This window comes from Nocardioides sp. Leaf285 (genome assembly GCF_001422955.1).
Lineage (GTDB): Bacteria > Actinomycetota > Actinomycetes > Propionibacteriales > Nocardioidaceae > Nocardioides > Nocardioides kribbensis.
In genome coordinates this window covers 499,675-523,815 of sequence record NZ_LMNH01000002.1, presented here as the reverse complement: position 1 = coordinate 523,815, position 24,141 = coordinate 499,675, and the positions used below count along the sequence as shown (strand labels likewise).

The following is a 24,141-nucleotide window of genomic DNA, read 5'->3' as shown; positions in this document are numbered from 1 at the left end:
CCGGCCGCCGCGGTCACCCCCGCGGGTGGACGTCACCGGTGGCGCGCCGACCTAGCGTGGCAGGGCCCGACCACGACGACGCCCTCGGCAGAGCCGACGGGCCAGGAGGACACGTGTCCCGCATCGGCTACACCCTCATGACCGAGCAGAGCGGCCCGCGCCAGCTGGTCGAGTACGCCGCCGCCGCGGAGCGGGCCGGCTTCGACTTCGAGGTCTCCAGCGACCACTTCTCCCCGTGGCTGACCGAGCAGGGCCACGCCCCCTACGCGTGGAGCGTGCTCGGCGCGATCAGCCAGGTCACCTCGCGCGTGGAGCTGATGACCTACGTGACGTGCCCGACCATGCGCTACCACCCCGCCGTCGTGGCCCAGAAGGCCGCGACCATGGCGCTGCTGTCGCAGGGCCGCTTCACCCTCGGCCTGGGCAGCGGGGAGAACCTCAACGAGCACACCGTCGGACGCGGCTGGCCGCCCGTGGCGCGACGCCAGGAGATGCTGGTGGAGGCGGTGGAGATCATCCGCCGCCTGCTGGCCGGGGAGTTGCTCACCTTCCACGGCGAGCACTTCTCCGTCGACGGCTCGCGCCTGTGGGACCTGCCCGGCGACGACGAGCGGGTGCGCCTGGCGCTGGCGGTGGCCGGCGACAAGGGCATCGAGCACTTCGCTCCGATCGCCGACGACCTGGTCGCCACCGAGCCGCTCGGCGACCTCGTCCAGACCTGGAACGGTGTCGAGGGCGCCACCCGGATCGGTGACGGCGCCCGCGCCATCGGCCAGATCCCGATCTGCTGGGACCCCGACGAGAAGCGGGCGGTGGCCCGGGCCCACGAGCAGTTCCGCTGGTTCGCCGGCGGCTGGAAGGTCAACAGCGACCTGCCGACCACGGCCGGCTTCGCCGGGGCCACGCAGTTCGTCACGCCCGACGACGTCGCCGACTCGATCCCCTGCGGGCCCGACCTCGACAAGATCGTCGAGGCCGTGGGCGCCTTCTGGGAGGCCGGCTTCACCGACGTCGCCCTCGTGCAGGTCGGCGACGAGCACCAGGACCGCTTCCTGGCCGAGGCGGCCGAGCCCCTGCTGGAGAAGCTGCGCGCCGCGGCCCCCTGAGCCGCCCGGGACGACCCCGGCGCCCCGCCGAGCCGGGCCGGGCGTCCCGGTCGGTCAGTTGCCGCCCAGACCCCGCTGGAGCCGCAGCTCGGCGTGGAGGCGGTAGGGCATCGGCAGGTGGGCGGCCGCCAGCGCCGCGGCGTACGCCTCGAGCGCCGAGACGAGGGCGTGGCGGGCCTGCTCGGCCTCGCGGGACCCGGCCGCGCGCTGCTCCAGCTCGACCTGGAGCCGCTCGCGAGCCGTGTCGATCGCGGTGAGCAGGGCGGGGATGCGCCGGCGCGGGTCGCCGCCGGGGCCGGAGGCCGGACCGTGGCCCGTGGATCTGGTCGTGCTCATGGGCGCGGGAGCCCTCCCGGCCCTCCGCCGAGCGCGACCTGGCGTCACGCCGTCGAGGGGGCCTGGACCCAGGTTAGACCTGCCCGGCGACGGCGCCGTCCCGCGCGGGCCCGCACGACGCGGCCGTGGGGGCCCTCCGCCGGCCGGTCAGTGCTCGCGCAGCGCCTCGACCAGCTCGTCCTTCCTCATCGACGAGCGGCCCTCGACGTCGAGCTCGGCCGCGCGCTCGCGCAGCTCCTCGACCGTCCACTCCTCGTAGGCCGGCGAGGAGCCACCCTTGCGCCCGACGGCGGAGCGGCCCTCCGCGGCGGCGGCGTTGGCGATGCGCGCCGACTTCTCCTTGCTGTTGCCCTCCTCGCGCAGCTTCTCGTAGAGCTCGTCGTCCTTGACGCTGGGGCCGGGATTCTTCTCGGCGGGCATGGTCGTCTCCTCCTGGTCGGCCACCGGGTCCTCCCGGCTCCCCTCCGACGGTAGGAGCGGCACCGGCCACGACCCACGCCCCTCGGGGTGAACGTCGACCCCTCGCGCCCGTGCCACGGTGGGTGCGATGACCCCCACGACACCCGCCCGGCCCGACGCCCCCGCCACCACCGTCGACACGGTGGTGCTCGACCTCGACGGCACCCTCGTCGACTCCGTCTACGTGCACGTGCTCGCCTGGCGCGCCGCCTTCGCCGCCGTCGGGCTCGACGTCGCCTCGCACCGCCTCCACCGCGCGATCGGACTGGGCGGCGACCGGCTGGTCACCCACGTGGCCGGCGACGCCGCCGAGCGGGCCGTCGGCGACCGGGTGCGCGCGCTGCACGACGAGGACGTCGAGCGCCGCACGGGCGAGATCGGCGCCACCGACGGCGCCGCCGCCCTGCTCGAGGCGCTGCGCGGGCGCGGCCTGCAGGTCGTGCTCGCCAGCTCGGGGGCCAAGGAGCAGACCGAGCAGCTGCTCGACCTCGTCGAGGGCGCCCACCACCTGCTGCACGAGAAGGTCGCCGGCGCTGACGCCGAGGCCAGCAAGCCCGCCCCCGACCTGCTCGAGATCGCCCTGGAGAGCGTCGAGGCCACCCGCGCCGTCACCGTCGGCGATGCCGTCTGGGACGTCGAGGCCTCTCGCGCAGCCGGGGTGCCCTGCCTGGGGCTGCGCTGCGGCGGGATCGGCACCGCCGAGCTGCTCGAGGCGGGGGCCGTCGCGGTCTACGACGACCCGCGCGACCTCGTCGACCACCTCGACGAGGCGCTCGCCCTGGCCGCGGAGACCAACCGGGGCTGACCCGGCCGCGGGCCGGGCTCAGGCCCCGAAGGTGGGGGTGCGCTTGGCCACGAAGGCCGCGACCCCCTCGCGGCCGTCGGCGCCGCCGGCCAGCTCCCGGATGGCCAGCGCCTCCGCGCGCAGCCGGGCCTCGGGGTGCTCCTCGACCGCGCCGCGCAGGAGCCGCTTGCTCGCGGCGTACGCCGGGGCCGAGCCCGCCACCAGCGTGGCCACGACCCCCTCGACGCACGCGTCGAGCTCCGCCGCCGGCACGACGCGGGCCACGAGACCGGCGTCGAGCAGCTCGGTCGCGGTGAGCCGGTCGTTGAGCAGCGCCAGGCGCAGCACCCGGTGCAGGCCGAGGGTGTGGGTGAGCATGCTCGTGCCGCCGTCGACCGACAGCCCGAGGCGGGTGTAGCCGAGGCTGAAGGTCGCGGTGTCGGCCGCCAGCACGAGGTCGGCGGCGGCCGCGAGCGGGAAGCCGGCCCCGGCCGCCGCGCCCTGCACCACCGAGACCACGACGGCCTCGCTGCGCACCAGCTCGGAGACCACGCGGTGCAGGCGGTCGGCGAGCTCGTCGACGTAGCCCGGCAGGTCCTCGGCCCCCGCGAAGGCCGCGACGTCGCCGCCGACGCAGAAGAAGCGCCCCGTGCTGGCGAGCACGACCACCCGGGCGTCGTCGGCCGCCGCGCGGCGTACGGCGGTGAAGAGCTGGTCGACGGAGTCGAGGTGCACCGGGTTGCCGCGGTCGGCGTCGACCAGGGTGATCCGGGCGACGCCGTCGGCGAACGCGTAGCGGACGTACGACGGGCCGGTGTCGGTGTCGGTGTCGGTGTCGCGGGAGGGGCCGACGGCGGCTGAGGGGTCGTGGGGCGCCATGGCCGTCACTCTGCCACCGGCCCCGGCCGCCCTCGCCCGGCGTCCAGGTGCCGAGGTCCGGGGGCCGAGGTCCGGGGGCCGAGGTCCGGGGGCCGAGGTCCGGGTGCCGAGGTCGGGTGCCGGTGTCGGGGGCCGGGGTCGCGGGCCGGTGTCGGGGGCCGGTGTCGCGGGCCGGTGTCGCGGGCCGGTGTCGGGGGCCGGTGTCGGGGCCCGTGTCGGGGCCCGACGTCCACGGCCGACGTCGGATGGCCGCGTGGATCACGCAATTGCGTGATCCACGCACGCCCCGGGCCGGGCATTGCGCGATCCAGGCGGCTCTGGACGCTGACCGGCTGCCGCAGCCGCGCAAAGTCCGGCCACGACGTCATCGCCCGGCCTCCGCAGAGCGTCGGCCGGGCTCCTCGGCAGAGCATCGGCCGGGCTCCTCCGCCGGTTCGGCGCCGCGCAACGTAATCATCACGCGCCGGGGCCCGGGGCCCGGGGCCCGGGGCCTGGGGCCTCGCGGATCGCGCAATTGCGTGATCCACGCACGCCCCGGGCCGGGCATTGCGCGATCCAGGCGGCTCCGGATGCTGTCCGGCTGCCGCAGCCGCGCAGAGTGCGCACACGACGTCACCGCGCGGCCTCCGCAGAGCATCGGCCGGGCCCCGGGGCCGGGTCGGGCCGGTCGGCCGGGTCAGGCCGGGTCGGGGTCGAGGGCCAGTCCGGCGTCCAGCAGGGGGCCGACGGACTCGCCGGCCGAGGAGAGCCCCTCGCCCCCGGCGGCACGGTGGCGGTGGTCGATGCCGGCGGCGATGACGGCGAGCTTGTAGTAGCCGAGGGCGAGGTGGCGCTCGAGGTCGACCAGCGGCACGCCCCCGGCGCGCTCGTAGGCCGCGGCCAGGCCGGCCACGTCGGGCACGCGCGGCTCGGTCCAGGCCGACGGGAAGCCGAGCACCTGGTCGAAGGCCGGGTGGCGGTAGACGCACATCATCGCCACGTCGGCGACCGGGTCGCCGATCGTCGACAGCTCCCAGTCGACGATCGCCGCGACCTCGACCGGGCCGGTGGCGGGCACGCGCAGCAGCGTGTTGTCGATGCGGTAGTCGCCGTGCACGATGCCGGTGGAGCGCTGCTCGGGCAGGCGCTCCCCCAGGCGGGCGGCGAGCGCCGCGGCCGCGCGGCGCACGGGCTCGGGCTGGGCCTCGCCCACGATCTCCCACTGGCCCGACCACCGCTTGAGCTGGCGGGCGGCGTAGCCGTCGGGGCGTCCGAAGCGCTCGAGGCCGACGGCGACGTGGTCGACCTCGTGCAGCCGGGCGAGGGCGTCGGCCAGGGCCGCCACAGCCGCCTCGACCCGGTCGTCGGGCAGACCGGCGAGGTCGTCGGCCGACTGCAGTGAGCGGCCCTCGACGAAGCGGGCCACGGCGAAGGGACCGCCGATGAGCGACTCGTCCTCGCTCAGCGCCACCGCCGGCGGCACGGGGACCCCCGCGCGGCCCAGGGCCCTGGTCACCCGGAACTCGCGGGCCACGTCGTGCGCCGACGGTGTCCGGCCCGCCCGCGGCGGCGTACGGAGCACCCACGCGGCCTCGCCGTCGTCGAGGCGGACGGTGAGGTTGGAGCGGCCGCCGGAGACGAGGCGCGCCCGCAGGGGCGCCGCCGGCGGCTCGCCGGCCTCGGTCATGACCGCGGCGACGGCCACGAGCTCGTCGGCGCTGAGCCCGGCGTCGCCGGGGGTGTCCTGGTCGGTCGCGGTCACCGGGGCCTCTCCTGCCGGGCGGCCCCGGCGTCGGCTCGCACTCTACGGAGGTGCGCCGCACCGTGGCGGCACGTGCCCGTCGGCGGGTGCGCCGTGGCGGCGCGGTCTGCTGCGTTCAGCCTCGCCGCGGCCCGGATCCGCGTATTTTGCCGTCCATGGCAGACGCGACACCCGACGAGGCCGGCGCCGACCTCGTCGACCGGTGGCTCACGCACCGCGACGGCGGCGCCGACGCGCGCGCTGCCGAGCTGCGCCGCCAAGGCGCGGCGCTGCGGGAGCGCACGGGTCGGCCGGCACCGCCCGAGGGCGCCGACGCCCCGGCCTCCGAGCGGTGCGACAGCACCACCTTGCCCCCGGCCCCGGTCCCGGCCGCCAGCCGCGAGCTCGACGCGTACGACGCCGCCCCCGCCCGCCCGCTGCCCCCCTCGGGTGGCATCCGCCCCGGTCTCGGACTCGCCGACTTCGAGCCGGTCATCATCCCCTCGGCGCGCCGACCGAAGCCCGAGCCCCGCCGCGGCCTCCTCGCCCGCCGCCGCGCCACCGAGGCCAGCGACGCCGTCCGACCCGGGCGACCCGGGCGACCCGGGCGACCCGGGCGACCCGGGCGACCCGGGCGACCCGGGCGACCCGGGCGACCCGGGCGACCCGGGCGACACGGGCGACACGGGCGACACGGCCCCCGACACGGTCCCCGACACCGTGGCCGTGGCCGACTCGACGACGGGCGCCCCCGCTGACGCTCTCCCCGAGCCCGCCCCCGCCGTCGACGCTGCACCGGAGCCGGAGCCGGAGCCGAGCCCCTCCCCCGCGGAGCCCGGTGACGCCGTGGCCGCGGGTCGCGCCATCGTCGACCTCCTCGACCGCCCCGCCCCGCCCCCGGCGGCCGACAAGCGAGCACCGGCCCCCGCCGCGGTGGTCGAAGAACGAGCACCAGCCCCCACCCCGGCGGTCGAGGAACGAGCACCAGCCCCCACCCCGAGGCCCGAGGAACGGGCACCAGCCCCCACCGCGGTGGTTGAGGAGCGAGCGCAGCGAGCGTCTCGAAACCACCCCACTCCCGCCGCCGTCACCACCGCCGTCCCGACCGACCCCCCGCCCACGACGACGCGCGCCGACGCGGTGAGCGCCGGCCGCGCCGTCTTCGACTTCCTCGCCGCGACGGCCGCTCCACCCACCACCCCGCCACGCGCCGCCACGCCGACCCCGCCCGTCTCGCCGGTCTCGCCGGTCTCGCCGGTCTCGCCGGTCTCGCCGAGTTCACCGAGTTCGCCGAGTTCGCCGAGTTCGCCGACCGAGCGCGAGACCGACCCGGCCTCCGACCGCCGTCGGACGGCGCCTGCCACCAGTGCCTCGGCGGCCCCCCGCCCCGCCAAGCCGGCCAAGCCCGCCAGACCCGCCAGACCCGCCAAGCAGGAGAAGCCTCCGAGGCTCGCCCGGCTCCGGCAGCCGGCCGCGCCGGCACCGGCGGCGGCGCCCACCGGGCCCGCACCCGTCCCCTCCGGTCCCGCCCCCGCGCACGCACCCGCCGCCACCCCGGAGGCAGGCGCGGCACCCCGGCGTACGCCTGCGGCGGCCCGGTCGGTCTTCAGCGACTTCGCCCACCAGACCCGCGGCGAGACGCCGCCGCGGCCGGCCCCGAGCGGCCCCCCACCCCAGGTCGACTTCGCGCCGCGCGCAGCGCTGCGGCGACTGGTGGGCCTGCTGGTGCTGGCCGGGGTCGTGACGAGCGGCTACCTCGCCTGGCAGGCCTGGCAGGTCCGCACCGAGGAGCGCCTGGGCCTCGCCGGGATCGCCCTGCTGTCCACCGCGGTGGTGTGGGCGGTGTGGGCCGGCTCCAGCCCGCCCCGGCTCTCGGTGCGCGGCGGCCAGCTCGAGATCCGGCGCAGCGGCGGTCGTCAGGTCTTCGACCTGGCCAACCGCTACACCGACATCGAGCTGCTCGGCACCCCCGGACGCCGCGGCTGGCGGGTGCTGATCCACCGGCGCGGGATGTCCCCCGTGGAGATCGACTCCTCCATGGTCGACCCCCGTGGCTTCACCGAGGTGCTGCGCTACTACCGACCCGACCTCTGACCCGGCCCCCGGTCCGACGTCCGACGTCCGACCCGACCGTCGGGCGCTCGCCCGCCGAGCGCTCAGGGCACGGCGACCCAGTAGCGGCGCTTGTCGCCCCGCACGTCCTCGCACACCCCGCCGCAGCGCTCGATCGTGCGCGCCGAGGCCACGTTGTCGACGTCGCAGGTCACCAGCACGCGGTCGAGCCCCAGCTCCCCCGCCTCACCCACCGCGAGCGCGAGCGCACGCGAGGCGTGACCCTCACGACGCCGGGCCGGCCGCACCGAGTAGCCGACGTGCCCCCCGGTCTCGAGCAGGTACGGCGTCAGCTCGTGGCGCAGGTCGAGGAAGCCCACGACCTCCTCGCCCCCGCCCGCCGTGTCGACGATCCACCAGAAGGTGGAGTGCACCAGCGGCCCGTGCGGGCCCTCGCCCAGCGCCACCGACCGGTCGGCGTACGGCGTGAGCGCCTCGACCCACGCGTGGCAGCCGGCCGGGGTCAGGTCGCGCCGCAGGGCCGGCGGCAGGAGCCAGACACCGCTGCCGGCGGGGTGCTCGTCGCCGAAGTCGGCGAGGGCCCGCGCCCAGCTCGTCGCGAGGCGGGCGTCGGGGCGGCGCAGCTCGGTCACGGGGCCAGTGGACCGCAGACGCCGACGGGGGCGCCACCGGATTGCTCCGGTGACGCCCCCGTGGTGGCGGTCTGTCTCAGACCCGCTCGCCGGTCTTGACGCCGCGCTGACCGGCGTCGGTGAGGCGGGCCTCCTCGACGGCCTGGGCCTCGAGCTCGGCGCGCCGCGTGGTCTCGAGCAGCTCGCGCGAGGCCTCGTAGGAGCCCGGCGCGGACACCAGGTCGGTCGCGCCCCCTCGCAGTCGCGAGAGCGCGTTGCGCCCGAAGATCTGCTGCTCGGTGGAGGTGCGCTCGGAGCGACCGCGGCCAAGGAACGACACGAACCAGTGCAGCACCGCGGTGACGCGGTTCTTGAAGCCGGTGATGTAGACGAGGTGGACGGCCAGCCACATCAGCCAGGCGATGAAGCCGGTGAGGCGGATCTTGCCGATCATCGCCACGGCCCGGAAGCGGCTGATGGTGGCCATCGAGCCCTTGTCGAAGTACTTGAACGGCTCCTGGGCGGGCTTGCCCTTGACCCGGCCGTCGATCTCCTTGGCGGCGTACTTGGCGCCCTGGATCGCGACCTGGGCGACGCCCGGGAGGTTGTCGAGGGCGATCATGTCGCCGACCACGAACACCTCGGGGTGGCCGGGCAGGGTGAGGTCGGGGTTGACCCCGATGCGCCCGGCGCGGTCGAGCGGGGCGCCGGTCTGCTCCGAGAGCGTCTTGCCCAGCGGGCTGGCCTGCACGCCGGCGGCCCAGATCTTGGTGACGGACTGGATCCGCTCGGTGCGACCGTCCTTGTACTTCACCTCGAGGCCGCGCTCGTCGACGTCGGTGACCATCGCGCCGAGCATGACCTCGACGCCGAGCTTCTCCAGCTCGGTCTTGGTCTTCTCGCCCAGCTTGGCGCCGAAGGGCGGCAGCACCTGGGGCGCGGCGTCGGCGAGGATCACGCGGGCCGAGCGGGTCTCGATGGCCCGGAAGTCGCGGCGCAGGGTGCGGTGGGCCAGCTCGGCGATCTGGCCGGCCATCTCGACACCGGTCGGTCCGGCGCCGACGACCACGAAGGTGAGCAGGTGGTCGACGTTCTCGCCGCGCTGGGCGCCCAGCTCGGCCATCTCGAAGGCGCCGAAGATGCGACCGCGCAGCTCGAGGGCGTCGTCGATGCTCTTCATGCCGGGGGCGAACTCGCTGAAGTGGTCGTTGCCGAAGTACGACTGCCCCGCGCCCGCCGCGATCAGCAGCGAGTCGTAGGCGGTCACCGTCGGGCGGCCCAGGACGTGGGAGGTGACCGTGCGGGCCTCGAGGTCGATGTCGGTGACCTCTCCCAGAAGCACCTGCGCGTTGGACTGGCTGCGCAGGATCTCGCGGGTCGGCGGGGCGATCTCGCCCTCGGAGAGGATGCCGGTCGCCACCTGGTAGAGCAGCGGCTGGAAGAGGTGGTGGGTCGTCTTGGCGATCATCGTCACCTCGACGTCCGAGCGGCGGAGCGCCTTGGTGCCGAAGAGTCCGCCGAAGCCGGAGCCGATCACGACCACGCGGTGCTTGCCCGTCGAGGGGTTGGTCGCGGTCGGTGCGGGGACTGGGCTGGCTGCCATGTCGGGACCTCTCTGGTGGCTGCCGGGACGGAGGCGACGTCTCTCGGTCGGGGCGTCTGCCCCATTCTCCCGCGCAGGGCGTCGCATCTCTAATCTGGGCCACCGTCTGGTCGCTCACAGCACCCTCCCGGGTGGTCGTCGCGGCCGCTCCCGTGGCCCTCGCCACACGCCCCCGACGACGCGGCACTCGGGTGGGAAAACTTTCAACGACGCAGGTTTGCCCGCGCAGGCCCGCGGGTAGTCGGCACGGGACTGGCACCCACCTGCCGCTGTCCTCGTGCGGCACCCGCCGCCGCGGGGCCCCGGCCGCCGGTCGTCCGCCGGACCTCGTGGTCCGGACCCGCCACCCGATCTCTTCGCACCGTTGGAGCCGTCCGTGCCGCTGAACCGGCCCGCCCTCTCCCTGGGCTCCGGTCCCCGGGGCGTGCAGGATGCACGCCGCTGGGTGGTCGAGACGTGCCGCGACATCGGCCGCGACGAGCTCGTCGAGTGCACCGAGCTGGCGGTCTCCGAGCTGGTCACCAACGCCCTGCTGCACGGCTCGCCCCCCATCGAGGTGCGTGTGCGCGGCACCGTGGAGCACCCCCGCGTCGAGGTCCGCGACGGCTCCCCCGAGCGCCCCGTGCTCCCGACCGAGACCGGCGAGACCGACGACGACGACGTCGAGTCGCTGCTGCTCACCTTCGGCCGGGGGCTGAGCATCGTGGCGCGGTGCTCCCGGGCGTGGGGCGCCGAGATCGAGGCCGACGGCAAGACGGTGTGGTTCGAGCCGGCCGCGGAGTTCGCCGAGGACAACGGCGCCGAGGGCGTCGTCACCGGGCTCGAGCAGCCACCCGCCGTGCCGTCCGACCCGGTCGCGGTGTCGGTGCACGGTGTGCCGCTGGACCGCTACGTCGCCTTCCAGCGCCACTTCCGCGAGCTGCGCCGCGAGGTCCGGCTGCTCGCGCTGGCCCACGAGTCGGAGTACCCCCTGGCCAAGGACCTCTCCGACCTCTTCGGCGACCTCGAGCGCCAGCTGCGCGGCGGCTCGGTCGGTCCCGACGTCGACCGCGCGGTCGCGGAGGGTCGCACCCACCTCGACCTCGACCTGCTCGTCTCCCGCGCGGCCTCGGGCAGCATGCAGCAGTTCATCGACCTGCTCGACATGGCCGACGTCTTCTGCCGCGAGCAGCGGCTGCTGTCGCTGGCCCGCACCCCGGAGCAGCGCCGCTTCCAGCAGTGGTACCTCGGCGAGTTCGTGCGCCAGGTCGCCGGCGAGGAGCCGCTCCCGTGGCGCGACCCGGCCCCCGGGCCCGACGACGGCGAGCAGACGCCCGAGGTGCGGCGTACCGTCGTCTCGTGACCGACGCCCCCACGCCGCGGTGAGCCCCGCTCCCCGGCTGCTCGCGCTGGTGGCGCTCGGCGGAGCCCTCGGCGCCGTCGTGCGCTGGGCGCTGCTGGAGGTCTCCCCCGACCCCGCCGGCACCTTCCCCTGGACCACCCTGGCCATCAACGTGGTCGGCTCGGCGCTGCTCGCCGCCGCGGGTCTCCTCGCCGCCATACGCCGCAGCCGCGGCCTCGCGGCGTTCCTCGGGCCGGGGGTCATGGGCGGCTTCACGACGCTGTCGGCGGCCTCCGAGCAGACCCGGGCCCTGCTCGACGCCGGCCGCCCCGGGCCGGCCGCCGCCTACGTCGTGGGCAGCCTGGCCGCCGCGCTGCTCGCCGTCACCGCGGTGCACGCCTGGGCGGCGCGGCGCGAGGACGACCGCACGCCTCGCGGGGAGGGGCCGTGACGACCACCGACACCGTCGACACCGTGGTCCGCGGCCTGCTGGTGGCGCTCGGGGCGGGCGTCGGCGCGCCGCTGCGCTACGCCGTCGCCCAGCGGCTGGACGCCCGCTGGCCGACCGGGACGCTCGCGGTCAACCTGCTGGGCTCCCTCGTGCTCGGCGTGGTCAGCGCGCTGGCGCTCTCGGGCCACCTCTCGCAGGAGTGGGTCGCGCTCCTCGGCACGGGCTTCTGCGGCGGCTTCACGACGTACTCCTCCTTCGTCGTGCAGACCCGGGGCCTGGGCCCGCGCGCCGGGGCCCTCTACGCCGCCGTGTCGTTGCTCGGCGGCCTGGGCCTGTGCGCCGTGGGCTTCCTGCTGGCCGCCTGAGGCCCTCAGGCGTAGCCCAGCTCGTGGAGGCGGTCGTCGTCGATGCCGAAGTGGTGGGCCACCTCGTGGACCACGGTGATCCGGACCTCCTCGACCAGCTCCTCCTCGCTCGCGCACATCCGCAGCAGCGGGCCGCGGAAGACGAAGATCCGGTCGGGCAGCTCGAGGATCGTGGAGAAGTCCCGCTCGGTCAGCGCGACGCCGTCGTAGAGCCCGAGCAGGTCGCGCGGCTCGCCCTCCGGCGGCTCCTCCTCGACCAGCACGACCACGTTGGTCACCAGCTGCGCCAGCTCGTCGGGGATCTCGTCCAGCGCGGCGTCGACGAGGGCGTCGAAGCGGTCGGGGTCCATCGCGACGGGCACACCCGCATCGTGCCACCGCGCGACAACCGACCCACGCGGGTGGACCGCGCCCCAGGGTGCGGCGCCTAGGTTCGCCGGTGTGACCCACTACGACGTCGTCGTCCTCGGAGCCGGCTCCGGCAACACCGTCATCGACAAGTCCTTCGCGGGGCTCTCGGTGGCCATCGTCGAGCGGGGCCCCTTCGGGGGCACCTGCCTCAACCGCGGCTGCATCCCCTCCAAGATGCTCATCCGCCCCGCCGACGTCGTCGACGCCGCCGCCGACGGCCCCCGCCTGGGCGCGCGCACCAGCGCCGACGGCGCCGACTGGGACGCGGTCCGCGACCGGGTCTTCGGGCGCCTCGACGAGGTCTCCGCCGACGGCCGGGCCTACCGTGAGGGCCTGCCGGGCGTCGACCTCCTCTCCGGCACCGCCCGGTTCACCGGCCCGCGCGCCCTCCGCGTCGAGCTCGACGACGGCGCCACGGTCGAGCTCACCGCCGACCAGGTGGTGCTCGCCACCGGCAGTCGGCCGGTCGTGCCCGACATCGAGGGCCTCGACGAGGTCGAGCACCACACCAGCGACGACGTCATGCGCCTGGAGACGTTCCCGCGGCGCATCGGCGTGGTCGGCGGCGGCTACATCGGCGCCGAGCTGGCCCACGTCTTCGCGGCCTACGGCGCCATCGTGACCCAGGTCGAGTCGGGCGAGGCCCTGATCTCCAACCAGGACGACGACATCTCCCAGATCTTCACCCGGATCGTGTCGCAGCGCTGGGACGTGCGGCTCGGCACGTCGCTGGAGCGGGTCTCGCGCGCCGCCGGGGGCACGGTGATGCACCTCGACGACGGCAGCGAGGTGGAGGTCGACGCCCTCCTGCTGGCCATCGGCCGCCGCCCCAACGGCGACCTGCTCGACCTCGACCGCGCGGGCGTCGAGACCGACGACACGGGCCGGATCCTGGTCGACGAGCACCAGCGCACCAGCGCGGAGGGCGTGTGGGCGCTTGGCGACGCCTCCAGCCCCGAGCCGCTCAAGCACGTCGCCAACCAGGACGCCCGGGTGGTGAAGCACAACCTCCTGCACCCCGACGACCTGCGGGTCTCCGACCACCGCTTCGTGCCCAACGCCGTCTTCGCCTCCCCCCAGGTCGCCGCGGTCGGGCTCACCGAGGCCCAGGCCCGCGAGCAGGGTCTCGACCTCGCCGTCGCCCGCCACGAGTACGGCGACACGGCGTTCGGCTGGGCCCTGGAGGCCGACGACCGCCACGGCGAGGCGGCCGGCTACGTCGTCAAGCTGCTCGCCGACCGCGCGACCGGTCGTCTCGTGGGAGCCCACCTGCTGGGTCCGCAGGCCTCGGTGCTGGTGCAGCCGCTCATCCAGGCCATGAGCTTCGGCCAGCCCGTGGCCGACCTCGCCCGGGGCCAGTACTGGATCCACCCCGCGCTGACCGAGGTCGTCGAGAACGCGCTCCTCGCGCTGGCCGGGGAGCTCGCGGGCTGACCTGCGCACGGCCGGCGGTGACGTCGGCCCAGGCCTACCGCCACGGGCCGAGAACGACGACAGCCCCGGACCGTGGTGGTCCGGGGCTGTTCGCGATGGCGACCCCGACGGGACTCGAACCCGCGGCCTCCGCCGTGACAGGGCGGCGCGCTAACCAACTGCGCTACGGGGCCAGGTGCTCCGTCACCGGAGCGATGGAACCATAACCCACTCCTCGCGGGAGCACCGAATCGGAGTGGATCGGGCCCCGCCGGAGCGGGACCGCAGCACCCCCAACGGGATTCGAACCCGTGCTACCGCCGTGAAAGGGCGACGTCCTAGGCCGCTAGACGATGGGGGCCAGGCGCGGAGCAGTCTAGGGGAACCCGCACGCGCCCGGCCCATCGGCGCCCGGCGCCCGTCCGGTGTCGGGCAGGGTCGATTCGTGGGGCCGCCCCCTCCCGTGTAACCTTCGTGTCGCTCGGGCAGGTAGCTCAGTTGGTACGAGCGTCCGCCTGAAAAGTGGAAGGTCGGCGGTTCGACCCCGCCCCTGCCCACGAGCACCGCAGGGCTCAGACCTGCGAGAAGGCCCCCGTCGGTATCCGACGGGGGCCTTCGCCGTTCCCCGCCCCTCACGGGCGTCCTCCCCGAACGCCTGCGGCCGTGGCGCCGCTCGCGATAGAACCACCCCCATGAGCCTCCCCCACGCCCAGACCTCCCTGCCCCCGACCGCTCGCACCGATGCGAGCGCGGGCCAGCGCGTCGGCGCCCTCCTGCTCGACACCCTGCTCGTCATGGCGCCGCTCTTCGTGGTCGCGGGGATCCTCTTCGGCGACAGCCAGGCCGGCGACGGCGGCGCGAGCGTCTCGCTGACCGGAGTGCCGTTCCTGCTCACGCTGCTCGTGGCGGCCGGGTACTTCCTCGTCCTCGAGCTGACGACGGGACAGACCCTCGGCAAGAAGATCGTCGGCATCCGCGTCGTCTCCGACAAGGGCGGCGACGTGACGGCCGTGCAGGCGCTCGTGCGCACCGCGCTCCGCGTGGTCGACGGTTTCGCCTTCTACCTCGTCGCCTTCGTGGCCGTGCTGGCCAGCCCGAGGAACCAGCGCCTCGGCGACATGGCCGCCTCCACCCGGGTCGTCCGCGCGAGGTGACGAGCGCCCGCCGGCACGCGGTGCGGGTCGGACCATCCGGGCACCGGGCAGACTCGCAGGCGTGACCCGCGCCCCGTGGAAGTGGCTGGCCGACCGGATCGAGTCCCTCGACCCGGAGACCGACAGCGACGAGATCATGCGACTGGTCGCCGAGCACCAGCTCAACGACCCGATCGTCAACCTCACGCTCCTGGTCACCACCGCGCAGACCGCCCTGCCCCCGACGGCGTCGGCCACGCTGGTGGGCACGGGCAAGATGCTGCACCGCGGGGAGGAGCGCTTCCACGACGGCAGCGGCTACCTGATGACGTGGTTCACCCAGGGCGCCCGCAGCGAGGCGACGCGAGCCTCGGTGGAGCGGCTCAACCGCTACCACCTGGGGTTGGCCCGACGCTTCCCCGGCGCCTTCGGCGACAACGACGAGTACGTCTACACCCTCTGCGCCGTCGGTGACTTCCTGCCACGCATGCGCGAGACCCTCGGCCTGCCGCCACAGAGCCCGACGCTCGACGTCGCCTGGCACCACTTCCTGCGCGACCTGGCCGAGCTCTTCCGCGGCGAGCACGGTGACGTGACCGGCTTCCCCGACGACATGGCCGGGGTGCGGGCCTTCGCGGCGCGCTTCGAGGCGCGCGACTGGCCCTCGACCCCCGAGGGCCACGAGCTGGCCGAGGGCATGGTGCGTCAGTACGCCGAGCGATTCTTCCCGCCGCCGATGCGGTGGTTCGCCCGCACCCAGGCGCTGCTGCTGATGCCGCCGCGCGTGCGCGAGGTGCACCGCACCGGTGAGCCCGGTCGGGTCGCGGGCGCCGTGGTGCGCCTGACCATGCGGTGGGTGATCCGGGCCCAGGAGTCGTGGTGGCCCGACCGGCGGCGCCGCTACTCCGAGACCCGCGCCGGGCGCCGCGGCCAGGCCCGCGCCCGTCGTCGTACGGCTCGGATGCAGCGGCGCTACGACCGCCGGGTCGCCCGCGGCGAGATCGCGCCGCCGCGACCCGAGCACGCCTAGGCCGTCGGGGCCAGGAGCCCCCGGGCGGACCATGACGCGAGCCCACCCCGGCGGGTGCGGTGGCCGTGCGAGCGCCTTCCTATCGTCGACCCATGGCGATCAGCAAGGGTGACGCGGTCACCTGGAACACCCCCCAGGGAAAGACGAAGGGCACGGCGAAGGAGAAGAGGACCTCGCCCTTCCAGCACGACAAGCAGACGTTCGACGCCAGCGACGACGAGCCCTACTGGATCGTGGAGTCGGAGAAGTCTGGCTCCACGGCGGCCCACAAGGAGTCGTCGCTGTCGAAGGCCTGACGGCAGGCCTCGACCGCGTCGTCGCGGTCCCCCACGCACAGGAGGAGCAGACCATGGCAGAGGGCAGGCACCAGCCGCCGAAGGGTGTGCAGGAGAACGGCGAGCGCGCGGTGCGCTGGATCGAGGAGGGCAAGGCCGGGCGCAACTTCACCGACGTGGGCGACCACCGCGCCCACCAGCTGGCCGCCGGTGAGAAGCTCACCGACGAGCAGGTCAAGAAGATGCAGGCCTACTTCAAGCGCCACAGCGTCGACAAGGACGCCGACGGCTTCACGCACGGCACCGACGGCTTCCCCTCCCCCGGTCGCGTGGCCTGGGACGCCTGGGGCGGCGACGAGGGCGAGCGCTGGGTGGGCGGCATCGAGCTCTAGCCCGGCCCGGTGCTGGGGCTGCCCGACTCAGTCCTCAGCCACCGCCTCCGGACCATCCACGTCCGGCGCGCTGACCGTCAACGGCCACCACGGCGGCAGCAGCCGCCGGTACACCTCGAGGAAGCGGCGTACGTCGAGCGACGGCTCGCGCAGCCACCCCTCGATCGCGCCGACCGTGCCGTCGGCGATGAAACGGGTGGCGACGTCAGCCACCACCGGGTCGGCGACCCCGGGCACACTCACGTCGACCCCGGCGCCCACCAGCCGCTGGAGCAGCCGGCTCGACTCCTGGAAGTGGGCGCTGAGCAGGCCGTGCAGGCTGGCGGCGCCGCTGTCGGGCCCGAGTCCGCGGCGGTAGAGCGCCGCGTGGCGGGCGACGTGCTCGAGCACCCCCTCGGTCACCTCCCCCACGACCCGGGCGACCACGTCGGTCGCGACGGGCGCCGGGCCGGCGTCGGCCAGGTCGTCGCGCAGCCGGGCGCGCAGCAGGTCGAGCTCGGCCAGCAGCGCCGCCTGCAGCAGGTCGACCGGTGAGGAGGCGTGCTCGTAGAAGGTCGAGCGGTGCACCCCGGCCTCCGCGGCCACCGCGGTCGCGGTGAGGTCGCCGACGGGCCGGTCGGCGGCGAGCGCGAGCACCGCGGCGTGGAGCCGGGCCCGGCTGCGCTGCTGGCGGGGGTCCACGGGGTCCTCCTGGGGCGGCGGCGGGAACGATTTCCGACGATCGTAGGTTAGCCAGGTAACCGACATATGTCGGATAGATCCGGCGCCGCCAGGAGCGACGCCCCGCACCCTGGAGGGACCCACCCATGGCCACCTACGACGTCTCCGACCGCTCCGCCATCGTCACCGGAGCCGGCTCCGGCATCGGCCGCGCCGTCGCCACGCTGCTCGCCGCCAACGGCGCCGCCGTCGTCGTCTCCGACCTCGACGCCACCGCCGCCGACGCGGTCACCGCCGAGATCACCGCCGCCGGCGGGCGCGCCACCGCCCTCGTGGGCGACGTGTCCGACCCCGAGGTCGTCGACCGACTCGTCGCCGCCGCGGAGGAGCTCGCCCCGCTGCGCATCGCGGTCAACAACGCCGGCATCGGCGGCCCCGCCGTGCCCGTCGGCGACTACCCGCTCGACGCCTGGCGCAGGGTCATCGAGGTCGACCTCAACGCCGTCTTCTACGCCCTGCGCGCCCAGGTGCCCGCGATGGCGGCCCACGGCGGCGGGGCGATCGTCACCATGGCCTCGGTGCTCGGCTCGGTCGGCATCGCCCACTCCTCGGCCTACGTCACCGCCAAGCACGCGCTGGTCGGGCTGACCAAGACCGCCGCCCTGGAGTACGGCGCGCAGGGCGTGCGCGTGAGCGCCGTCGGCCCCGGCTTCATCTCCACCCCGCTGCTCGAGGCCAACCTCGACGCCGCGACCCAGCAGGCGCTCGCTGACAAGCACGCGACCGGTCGCCTCGGCACCTCCGAGGAGGTCGCCGCCCTCGTCGCCTTCCTGGTCTCCGACGCCGCGACCTTCGTCACCGGCAGCTTCCACCTCGTGGACGGCGGCTACGCCGCCCAGTGACGGCCGCCTGACCAGCGCCTGACGAGCGCCTGAGGACAGGGGCCGCCCGGCAGGAGGGGCGGGCCTCAGGCCCCACCGAGCGAGACGAGCGGCTCGGTGGGGTCCACCTCGAGGCCCATGTCGCGCAGCACACCGTCGAGCACCGCCCAGATCCACCGGGCCAGCAGGTCGACCATGTCCTCCAGCGACACCCCGAGGGGGTCGTCGACCCAGCGACCGGCCGCGGCGTCGACGAAGCCGACCAGACCGAAGGACAGCGGCTGGGTGAGCCCGGGGTCGAGCCCGAGCAGCTCGACGTACTCGTCGAGCAGGCGGATCAGCAGGTCGGAGATGAGGCGCTTGACGTCGTTGACGACGTTCTCGCCGTCGGCGGTCGTGACGGAGTGGCGCACGAGGTAGCGGTAGAGCTCGTGATGGTCGGTCAGCCACCGCAGGTGGGTGGTCACGGCGGTGCGGATGATGCGGTCGGGGCTGTGCGAGGCGTCCCAGGCCGGGGCGAGGCCCTCGAGGATCATCTGCTCGGCGCGGGCCGCGATCGAGCGGTTGAGGTCCTGGGCGCCGGCGAAGTGACGGTAGAGACGCGTGCGCGCGACTCCCGCCCGCGCGGCGATCTGCTCGGTGGACACGTCGGCGCCGTGCTCCTCGATGGCAGCCAGCGCGGCCTCCACGAACTCCTCGCGGCGCCGCTCCTGCTGGCCGGTCCACCGGGTCGCGCGACCGTCGACCTGGTCCGCCCGCCCTTCCGCGTCGGCGGGCTCGTCGGCGGGGTCGGACACCGTCCCGAGGTTACCGGGCTCACACCCGAAGGGGGCTGGGCACGTGGGGGTACACGCTGTACCTTCTATCTAACCGTGACACCGCGTATCACTTAACCCACCCGCTGCGGCGTCACCCCACCCTTCTACGGAGGCCCGGCATGGACACGACCCTCGGCGCGACCCTGGACCCGGCTCGGCGCACCACCCACGACGCCTCGCAGCGTCTGCTCGACTCCTCGGCGGCGCTGTCCTACGACCCGATGACCGAGGTCGACTGGGACGCCCCCCTCGACCCGTCGCACTACGGGCTGAACCCCGAGTGGAGCACCCTCTACGGCACCCGCCTGTGGTCGGAGATGACCGAGCAGCAGCGCGTCACGCTGACCCGCCACGAGGTCGCGTCGATCATGAGCACCGGCATCTGGTTCGAGATGATCCTCCAGCAGATGGTGCTGCGCGACCAGTACTGCGCCGACTACTCCCGGCCCGACTTCCAGTTCGCCCTGACCGAGATCGCCGACGAGTGCCGGCACTCGATCATGTTCGCCCGGGCCTGCCAGAAGATGGGCATCTCGGCCTACTTCCCCACCCAGAGCAGCATCCAGCTCGGCCGCGGCTTCAAGTCGCTGGCCACCGCCGAGGTCGCCTACGGCGGCATCCTCGTCGCCGAGGAGGTGCTCGACGTGATGCAGCGCGACTGGATGCGCGGCGAGCAGGTGCTCCCGATCGTGCGCACCACCAGCAAGATCCACGTGGTCGAGGAGTCGCGCCACATGAAGTTCGCCCGCCAGGAGATGCGCGAGCGCATCGAGGGCGCCGGCCCCCGCCGCCGCCAGACCTCCGCGCTGGTCATCGCGGTGGCCGCCCACGTGATCGTCTCCAACATGGTCAACGAGAAGGTCTACGCCGCCGCCGGGCTCGACCCCGTGCGCGCCCTGGCCGAGGCGAAGGGCAACGAGCACCACAAGACGCTGATGCGCTCCAGCTGCGCCCACCTCATGGAGTTCCTCGACGAGCTCGGTCTGCTGACCCGCCCGGCGCTGGCCTTCTACAAGCGCGTGAGCATGGTCTGACCCATGGCCTTCGCGATCACGCAGTCGTGCTGCAGCGACGCCTCGTGCGTCTCGGTCTGCCCGGTCAACTGCATCCACCCGACGCCGGACGAGCCCGACTTCGGCACCACCGAGATGCTCTACGTCGACCCGCGCAGCTGCATCGACTGCGGGGCGTGCGCCGACGCCTGCCCCGTCGACGCGATCTTCCCGGTCGAGTCGCTCACCGGGCCGCTCGCGGCGTACGCCGAGATCAACCGGGCCCACTTCACCGGCCCGGGCACCGCTCCGGCCGGGCCCGGGGCGGAGCCCGACGAGGAGCGCGGCGAGGAGCCGGCCGCGGCGCGGGTCGCCTCGGCCGCGGAGCGGCCCGACCCGGGCTGGTCCGAGCCCCACTTCCCGGCGAGCCTGACCGCCCGCGCCGCCGGGCTGCGGGTGGCCGTGGTCGGCACCGGGCCGGCCGCCAGCTACACCGCCATGGCGCTGCTGACCACCAGCGCCGAGGTCACCATGCTCGACCGGCTCCCGACGCCCGGCGGCCTGATCCGCTACGGCGTGGCGCCCGACCACCAGAGCACCAAGGCCATCGCCGACCGGTTCGCGACCGTGCTGCGCAACCCCCGGCTCGACCTCGTGCTCAACGTGGAGGTCGGCACCCACCTCTCCCACGCCGACCTGATGGCCCACCACGACGCGGTCGTCTACGCCGTCGGCGCGACCTCCGACCGCACCCTCGGCGTGCCGGGCGAGGACCTGCCCGGCAGCCTCGCCGCCCGCACCTTCGTCGGCTGGTACAACGCCCAGCCCGAGGTGCCCGCCGACGTCGTCGACCTCGGACCCGCCAGCCGCGGCCGCGCCGTGGTGGTCGGCAACGGCAACGTCGCCCTCGACATGGCCCGCGTGCTGCTCGGCGACGCCCGCCGCGGCGGCGACCTCGCCCGCACCGACATCGCCGACCACGCGCTCGCCGCCCTGCGCGGGAGCCACGTCACCGAGGTCGTGCTGGTGGCCCGTCGCGGCCCCGCGGAGGCGGCGTACTCCCTCTCGGAGCTGCGGCCCCTGCTGCTGCGCGAGGACCTCGACGTGGTCGTCGACGCCGGACCCGAGATCGCCACCGCCATCGCCGAGGCCGCCCCCGGCAGCCACGCCGCCGCCCTCCAGGGCGTGCCGGTCGGCCCGGTCGACTACTCCGTGGCTCCTGCGTCCGGCCCCGGCGCCCGCCGCCGGCTCGTGCTGCGCTTCGGCAGCGTCGTCGAGCGCGTCGAGGGCGCCGACCGCGTGGAGCAGGTGCGCCTCGTGCCGACCCCGCTCCCCGGCACCGACCCGGGCTCCGCGGCCGACGCGAAGGAGCCGGGCGTGGCCGCGAGCACGGTGCCCACCGGGCTGCTGCTGCGCTCGGTGGGCTACCGCAGCGAGCCCGTCGCGGGCCTGCCCTTCGACGAGGTGGCCCACACGGTGCCCCACGACCGGGGCCGGGTCGTCGACCCGGTGACCGGCGCCGTGGTGCCCGCGACCTACGTCGTCGGGTGGATCAAGCGCGGCCCACGTGGCGGCATCGGCACCAACCGCGCCGACGCCGCCGAGACGGTCGCCGCGCTGGTCGAGGACGCCAACGCGGGGCGGCTCGACCACCGCGGCCCCGCCGGGGGCCGGGTCGGACGCGGCTCGCGGCGCTCCTTCCGCCGCCTGGTGCGCGCCCGGCGACCGGAGGCGATCGGACGTCGCGAGCACCTGGCCATCGACCGCGGCGAGCGCGAGCGCGGCGAGGCCCAGGGGCGGCCCCGGGTCAAGCTGGCCACCCTCGAGGACCTGCTGGCCACCGCGCGCCGCTGAGCCGCCACACGGGCCGCGCCGACCACGCAATCCGTCCGAGCGCGCCACGCGCGCCCACGCAATTGCGCCGCTTGCGCAGACGGGCCACCTCAGGAGCCGCACGGACCACGCAATCCGTCCGAGCGCGCCACCCGAGCCAACGCACTTGCGCTGCTTGCGCAGACGGGCCACCTCAGGAGCCGCACCGACCACGCAATCCGTCCGAGCGCGCCACCCGAGCCCACGCACTTGCGCTGCTTGCGCACACCGGCCACCCCAGGACCCGCACGGACCACGCAAACCGTCCGAGCGCGCCACCCGAGCCCACGCACTTGCGCCGCTTACGCAGACGGGCCACCCCAGGACCCGCACGAACCACGCAAACCATCCCGGCCAGCCACCCGAGCGCGCCTCCCGGGTCACCGCCAGGGTGTCAGTCCGGCGGCGCTCGGTGGCGCTCAGCCCACCGCGACCTCACGCCAGGCTCCCGCGGCCGGGGTCGCACCGGGGGCGCTCCGCTCGACGCGCTCGAGCGTGCCGCGCACCCACATCCGCTTGCTGGACCCGTAGCGGGGCCAGCAGGTGGTCAGCGTCAGCTGCCGCCCGGGGGTGGGGTCGAGCACCCAGGTGGCGTCGACGGGCACGACCTCGGGGTCGCGGGTGAGCCGGTAGGTCCACCGCACGCTCCCCTGGGTGATCACGACCTCGTCACCCCTCCGCAGGGTGTCGAAGTCCAGGAACGGGTCGCCGTGGCCCGCGCGGTGGCCCGCGAAGGCGCTGTTGCCGCGCGCACCGGGCAGCGGGGTGCCGGTGTAGTGGCCCGGCCCGGTGGCCAGCTGCGCGTCGTCGGTGCCCTCCACCGCGACCCAGGACCAGTCGGCCCCGAGCCGGGGCACGCGGATCTCGGCCAGCGCCCGACCCGTGGCGACCGGGCGGGCCACCGGCACCGGGCCGTGGTCGCCGTCGGCCACGACCCGCGGCCCCGCGGGCAGCTGGCCCGCGAGCCGCTGCTGGGCCGCGGCCGTCTCCCGCCCCGCCTCGACGTACGTCGTGCCCGCGGCCACCAGCACGGCACAGCCCGCGACCAGGAGCAGCCAGGCGAGGAGACGCCGGGGGTGGGGGCGACGGGGCCGGCGCGGGGTCACCGCTCGGCCCGCGGGACGGTGCGCAGCACGGCCAGGCCGAGCGCGAGCAGCGCGAACGCCGCGAGGAACATCCACAGCATGCCGGCGCCGAGGCCGGTCGCGGCCAGCACGCCGCCGCCGCTGATGACTGCAGGGTTGTTGTACATCTCCTTCACCACCTCCTCTCGCGACGCAGGGCCGACTGGGCCATCGCCTGGGCCTGCACGAGCTGCAGGAAGACGTCGTAGACCATCTCGACCACCAGCGGCGCAGCGAGCAGCTGCTGCCGCCAGCCGCGGGCGCGCACGGTGACCACGCGCTCGAGGGCGAAGACCAGCGAGGCGGCCAGCCAGAACGGGTGGAGCGTGATGCCGGCGACCACCCCCCACACCAGGGTGGCGAGGTAGAGCACCGTGGCCAGGACGCCGAGGGCGCTCATCGCCTGCCGGCCCCAGTAGGGCGCGGTGATGCGGGTCAGGCCGTAGTCGACGATGTTCTCCAGGGCGCCGCGCTTCCAGCGGGCCCGCTGCTGGGCCAGGGCGCGCCAGGTCGTCATCACCTCGGTCTCCAGCGTGCAGCCGGCCGGCGCGGCGATGCCGTAGCCCAGGTGCATCAGGGCCAGCGACAGCTCGTTGTCCTCGGTGAGCACGTGGGTGTCGTAGACGCCGCCCGCCCCCGAGCGGTCGGGCAGGACGCCGGCGAGCCGGGCCGCGCGGACCTCGCGCAGCACCCGCACCGGGAAGACCGAGGCCGTGCCGGTGAGCACGAGCGCCTTGCCCTGGAGGCGGCGCACGTCGCGGGCGTAGCGGGCGTACTCGTTGCGCTGGAAGAGGCCGACGAGCCCGCCGCCCGGCCCGCCCTGGAAGGTACCGCCGACGCCGCCGAGCTCCTTGCGGTGCCGGCGCGACAGGGGGCGCGAGCCGTCGAGGGTGGCTCGCGCCACCTCGAGGAAGCGGCTCTCCAGCAGCGAGTCGGCGTCCATGACCAGCACCAGGTCGGTGTCGTCGAGGGTCGGCAGGAGCAGGTCGAGGGCCTGGTTGAGCCCGCCGGCCTTCTTGTGGCGGTTGCCGACCGTGGTGAGCACCTCGGCGCCCAGCTCGCGGGCGACGTCCTCGGTGCGGTCGGTGCAGTTGTCGGCGATCACCACGACCCGGTCGGGCGGGCGGGTCTGCCCGGCCAGCGACCGCAGCGCCGGCGGCAGGCCGACCTCCTCGTCGTGGGCCGGCAGCAGCGCCACGAGGCGGCCGGTCGCGTGCGGGCGCGCCGGGCGCGGCGGCTGCATCTCGACACGGCGGCGACGGTGCCGGCCCCGCCGGCGGCGCTCCGCCTGCTGGTCGGACCGCTGCTCGGACCGTCGCTCGGGATGCTGGTCGGGCTGCTGGTCGGGCTGCTGGTGCCGCGGTGGAGCCTGTGGTGCGGGCGCAGCGTCAGGCCGCGCCACGACGGTGGTCGTCACGTGTGTTCCCCCCAG

26 protein-coding genes and 3 tRNA genes are annotated in these 24,141 nt (G+C 75.2%); 15 read left to right on the top strand and 14 right to left on the bottom strand.

From position 1 onward, the window contains the following. Nucleotides 1–113 precede the first annotated feature (113 nt). Nucleotides 114–1,106, top strand: a complete 993-nt coding sequence (locus ASF47_RS07670) for a TIGR03557 family F420-dependent LLM class oxidoreductase (RefSeq protein WP_056863392.1) — start codon at nt 114–116, stop codon at nt 1,104–1,106. 54 nt (nt 1,107–1,160) lie between these two features. On the opposite strand, the gene ASF47_RS07665 is transcribed toward ASF47_RS07670, so the two are convergent. Next, on the bottom strand, nt 1,161–1,442 hold the full coding sequence (locus ASF47_RS07665) for a hypothetical protein (protein WP_056863391.1): 282 nt from the start codon (nt 1,440–1,442) through the stop codon (nt 1,161–1,163). 147 nt (nt 1,443–1,589) lie between these two features. Further along, nucleotides 1,590–1,862 (bottom strand): DUF7218 family protein, encoded by a 273-nt coding sequence (locus tag ASF47_RS07660; protein WP_056863580.1) that lies wholly within the window; start codon nt 1,860–1,862, stop codon nt 1,590–1,592. 127 nt (nt 1,863–1,989) lie between these two features. Here ASF47_RS07660 and ASF47_RS07655 point away from each other — a divergent pair, with 127 nt between their 5' ends. Further along, on the top strand, nt 1,990–2,706 hold the full coding sequence (locus ASF47_RS07655) for an HAD family hydrolase (protein ID WP_056863390.1): 717 nt from the start codon (nt 1,990–1,992) through the stop codon (nt 2,704–2,706). A gap of 18 nt (nt 2,707–2,724) precedes the next feature. On the opposite strand, the gene ASF47_RS07650 is transcribed toward ASF47_RS07655, so the two are convergent. After that, entirely contained in the window at nt 2,725–3,564 is an 840-nt protein-coding gene (locus ASF47_RS07650) for an enoyl-CoA hydratase/isomerase family protein (protein WP_082500100.1), read from the bottom strand. A gap of 676 nt (nt 3,565–4,240) precedes the next feature. Further along, nucleotides 4,241–5,305 carry a phosphotransferase family protein gene (locus ASF47_RS07645; protein WP_235558674.1) on the bottom strand — a complete coding sequence of 355 codons (1,065 nt, stop codon included), beginning with the start codon at nt 5,303–5,305 and terminating at the stop codon, nt 4,241–4,243. A 1,692-nt stretch (nt 5,306–6,997) separates the two neighbouring features. On the opposite strand from ASF47_RS07645, the gene ASF47_RS07635 reads away from it, so the two are divergent. Beyond that, nucleotides 6,998–7,378: a hypothetical protein gene (locus tag ASF47_RS07635; protein ID WP_056863388.1), complete on the top strand. Its 381-nt coding sequence runs from the start codon at nt 6,998–7,000 to the stop codon at nt 7,376–7,378. 62 nt (nt 7,379–7,440) lie between these two features. Here the strand turns inward: ASF47_RS07635 and ASF47_RS07630 are convergent, their stop codons facing one another. After that, nucleotides 7,441–7,989, bottom strand: coding sequence for a GNAT family N-acetyltransferase (locus tag ASF47_RS07630; protein ID WP_056863387.1), 549 nt, complete (start codon nt 7,987–7,989; stop codon nt 7,441–7,443). A 76-nt stretch (nt 7,990–8,065) separates the two neighbouring features. Further along, nucleotides 8,066–9,571, bottom strand: coding sequence for an NAD(P)/FAD-dependent oxidoreductase (locus ASF47_RS07625; RefSeq protein ID WP_056863386.1), 1,506 nt, complete (start codon nt 9,569–9,571; stop codon nt 8,066–8,068). A 376-nt stretch (nt 9,572–9,947) separates the two neighbouring features. On the opposite strand from ASF47_RS07625, the gene ASF47_RS07620 reads away from it, so the two are divergent. The 3 genes from ASF47_RS07620 to ASF47_RS07610 are packed head-to-tail and all read left to right on the top strand — an operon-like array spanning nt 9,948 to nt 11,708. Then, nucleotides 9,948–10,913, top strand: a complete 966-nt coding sequence (locus ASF47_RS07620; protein ID WP_056863385.1) for an ATP-binding protein — start codon at nt 9,948–9,950, stop codon at nt 10,911–10,913. Nucleotides 10,914–10,932: 19 nt separating this feature from the next. After that, nucleotides 10,933–11,343, top strand: a complete 411-nt coding sequence (locus tag ASF47_RS07615) for a fluoride efflux transporter FluC (RefSeq protein ID WP_056863384.1) — start codon at nt 10,933–10,935, stop codon at nt 11,341–11,343. Then, complete coding sequence (locus tag ASF47_RS07610) at nt 11,340–11,708, top strand: fluoride efflux transporter FluC (RefSeq protein WP_235558673.1); 369 nt, start codon at nt 11,340–11,342, stop codon at nt 11,706–11,708. The genes ASF47_RS07615 and ASF47_RS07610 overlap by 4 nt, the downstream gene beginning before the upstream one ends. Before the next feature lie 5 nt (nt 11,709–11,713). Here the strand turns inward: ASF47_RS07610 and ASF47_RS07605 are convergent, their stop codons facing one another. Beyond that, nucleotides 11,714–12,070 carry a metallopeptidase family protein gene (locus ASF47_RS07605; RefSeq protein WP_056863383.1) on the bottom strand — a complete coding sequence of 119 codons (357 nt, stop codon included), beginning with the start codon at nt 12,068–12,070 and terminating at the stop codon, nt 11,714–11,716. 79 nt (nt 12,071–12,149) lie between these two features. Here ASF47_RS07605 and ASF47_RS07600 point away from each other — a divergent pair, with 79 nt between their 5' ends. Further along, entirely contained in the window at nt 12,150–13,553 is a 1,404-nt protein-coding gene (locus ASF47_RS07600) for a mycothione reductase (RefSeq protein ID WP_056863382.1), read from the top strand. Nucleotides 13,554–13,649: 96 nt separating this feature from the next. Here ASF47_RS07600 and ASF47_RS07595 read toward each other — a convergent pair. Then, nucleotides 13,650–13,726: transfer RNA gene (locus ASF47_RS07595), tRNA-Asp, on the bottom strand. Between the two features lie 94 nt (nt 13,727–13,820). Next, nucleotides 13,821–13,893: transfer RNA gene (locus tag ASF47_RS07590), tRNA-Glu, on the bottom strand. A gap of 122 nt (nt 13,894–14,015) precedes the next feature. Here ASF47_RS07590 and ASF47_RS07585 point away from each other — a divergent pair. The 5 genes from ASF47_RS07585 (at nt 14,016) to ASF47_RS07565 (ending at nt 16,362) form a co-directional block, all read left to right on the top strand. Beyond that, nucleotides 14,016–14,089 (top strand) — tRNA-Phe (locus ASF47_RS07585). 135 nt (nt 14,090–14,224) lie between these two features. After that, complete coding sequence (locus tag ASF47_RS07580; RefSeq protein ID WP_056863381.1) at nt 14,225–14,686, top strand: RDD family protein; 462 nt, start codon at nt 14,225–14,227, stop codon at nt 14,684–14,686. Nucleotides 14,687–14,747: 61 nt separating this feature from the next. Then, a complete protein-coding gene (locus ASF47_RS07575; protein ID WP_056863380.1) occupies nt 14,748–15,695 on the top strand; it encodes a hypothetical protein in 948 nt (315 codons plus the stop codon). A gap of 92 nt (nt 15,696–15,787) precedes the next feature. Beyond that, nucleotides 15,788–15,991: a DUF2945 domain-containing protein gene (locus tag ASF47_RS07570; protein ID WP_056863379.1), complete on the top strand. Its 204-nt coding sequence runs from the start codon at nt 15,788–15,790 to the stop codon at nt 15,989–15,991. A 53-nt stretch (nt 15,992–16,044) separates the two neighbouring features. Next, nucleotides 16,045–16,362, top strand: a complete 318-nt coding sequence (locus ASF47_RS07565) for a hypothetical protein (RefSeq protein WP_056863378.1) — start codon at nt 16,045–16,047, stop codon at nt 16,360–16,362. Nucleotides 16,363–16,389: 27 nt separating this feature from the next. Here ASF47_RS07565 and ASF47_RS07560 read toward each other — a convergent pair whose 3' ends face one another. Beyond that, nucleotides 16,390–17,043: a TetR family transcriptional regulator gene (locus ASF47_RS07560; protein WP_056863377.1), complete on the bottom strand. Its 654-nt coding sequence runs from the start codon at nt 17,041–17,043 to the stop codon at nt 16,390–16,392. Nucleotides 17,044–17,168: 125 nt separating this feature from the next. On the opposite strand from ASF47_RS07560, the gene ASF47_RS07555 reads away from it, so the two are divergent. Continuing rightward, nucleotides 17,169–17,924: an SDR family NAD(P)-dependent oxidoreductase gene (locus ASF47_RS07555; protein WP_056863376.1), complete on the top strand. Its 756-nt coding sequence runs from the start codon at nt 17,169–17,171 to the stop codon at nt 17,922–17,924. Nucleotides 17,925–17,989: 65 nt separating this feature from the next. Here ASF47_RS07555 and ASF47_RS07550 read toward each other — a convergent pair whose 3' ends face one another. Beyond that, nucleotides 17,990–18,700 carry a TetR/AcrR family transcriptional regulator gene (locus ASF47_RS07550; protein ID WP_056863375.1) on the bottom strand — a complete coding sequence of 237 codons (711 nt, stop codon included), beginning with the start codon at nt 18,698–18,700 and terminating at the stop codon, nt 17,990–17,992. A 140-nt stretch (nt 18,701–18,840) separates the two neighbouring features. Here ASF47_RS07550 and ASF47_RS07545 point away from each other — a divergent pair, with 140 nt between their 5' ends. Both ASF47_RS07545 and ASF47_RS07540 read left to right on the top strand, forming a co-directional pair. Next, nucleotides 18,841–19,755 carry an AurF N-oxygenase family protein gene (locus ASF47_RS07545; protein ID WP_056863374.1) on the top strand — a complete coding sequence of 305 codons (915 nt, stop codon included), beginning with the start codon at nt 18,841–18,843 and terminating at the stop codon, nt 19,753–19,755. Between the two features lie 3 nt (nt 19,756–19,758). After that, a complete protein-coding gene (locus tag ASF47_RS07540; protein ID WP_056863373.1) occupies nt 19,759–21,567 on the top strand; it encodes a 4Fe-4S binding protein in 1,809 nt (602 codons plus the stop codon). Nucleotides 21,568–22,004: 437 nt separating this feature from the next. On the opposite strand, the gene ASF47_RS21020 is transcribed toward ASF47_RS07540, so the two are convergent. Genes ASF47_RS21020 through ASF47_RS07530 form a run of 3 tightly spaced genes read right to left on the bottom strand, consistent with a single transcriptional unit; the run spans nt 22,005 to nt 23,952 of the window. Beyond that, complete coding sequence (locus ASF47_RS21020; RefSeq protein ID WP_156697793.1) at nt 22,005–22,691, bottom strand: sortase; 687 nt, start codon at nt 22,689–22,691, stop codon at nt 22,005–22,007. Beyond that, nucleotides 22,688–22,846 carry a hypothetical protein gene (locus tag ASF47_RS21015; protein ID WP_156697792.1) on the bottom strand — a complete coding sequence of 53 codons (159 nt, stop codon included), beginning with the start codon at nt 22,844–22,846 and terminating at the stop codon, nt 22,688–22,690. The genes ASF47_RS21020 and ASF47_RS21015 overlap by 4 nt, the downstream gene beginning before the upstream one ends. Next, entirely contained in the window at nt 22,843–23,952 is a 1,110-nt protein-coding gene (locus tag ASF47_RS07530) for a glycosyltransferase (protein ID WP_056863372.1), read from the bottom strand. Before ASF47_RS07530 ends, ASF47_RS21015 begins: the two co-directional genes overlap by 4 nt. Nucleotides 23,953–24,141 lie beyond the last annotated feature (189 nt).

Excerpts from the sequence above, each read along its gene's own strand:
- ASF47_RS07665 (WP_056863391.1), bottom strand. The coding sequence starts at position 1,442 with ATGAGCACGACCAGATCCACGGGCCACGGTCCGGCCTCCGGCCCCGGC.
- ASF47_RS07660 (WP_056863580.1), bottom strand. The coding sequence starts at position 1,862 with ATGCCCGCCGAGAAGAATCCCGGCCCCAGCGTCAAGGACGACGAGCTC.
- ASF47_RS07655 (WP_056863390.1), top strand. The coding sequence starts at position 1,990 with ATGACCCCCACGACACCCGCCCGGCCCGACGCCCCCGCCACCACCGTC.
- ASF47_RS07650 (WP_082500100.1), bottom strand. The coding sequence starts at position 3,564 with ATGGCGCCCCACGACCCCTCAGCCGCCGTCGGCCCCTCCCGCGACACC.
- ASF47_RS07625 (WP_056863386.1), bottom strand. The coding sequence starts at position 9,571 with ATGGCAGCCAGCCCAGTCCCCGCACCGACCGCGACCAACCCCTCGACG.
- ASF47_RS07580 (WP_056863381.1), top strand. The coding sequence starts at position 14,225 with ATGAGCCTCCCCCACGCCCAGACCTCCCTGCCCCCGACCGCTCGCACC.
- ASF47_RS07570 (WP_056863379.1), top strand. The coding sequence starts at position 15,788 with ATGGCGATCAGCAAGGGTGACGCGGTCACCTGGAACACCCCCCAGGGA.
- ASF47_RS07565 (WP_056863378.1), top strand. The coding sequence starts at position 16,045 with ATGGCAGAGGGCAGGCACCAGCCGCCGAAGGGTGTGCAGGAGAACGGC.
- ASF47_RS07555 (WP_056863376.1), top strand. The coding sequence starts at position 17,169 with ATGGCCACCTACGACGTCTCCGACCGCTCCGCCATCGTCACCGGAGCC.
- ASF47_RS07545 (WP_056863374.1), top strand. The coding sequence starts at position 18,841 with ATGGACACGACCCTCGGCGCGACCCTGGACCCGGCTCGGCGCACCACC.
- ASF47_RS07540 (WP_056863373.1), top strand. The coding sequence starts at position 19,759 with ATGGCCTTCGCGATCACGCAGTCGTGCTGCAGCGACGCCTCGTGCGTC.
- ASF47_RS07530 (WP_056863372.1), bottom strand. The coding sequence starts at position 23,952 with ATGCAGCCGCCGCGCCCGGCGCGCCCGCACGCGACCGGCCGCCTCGTG.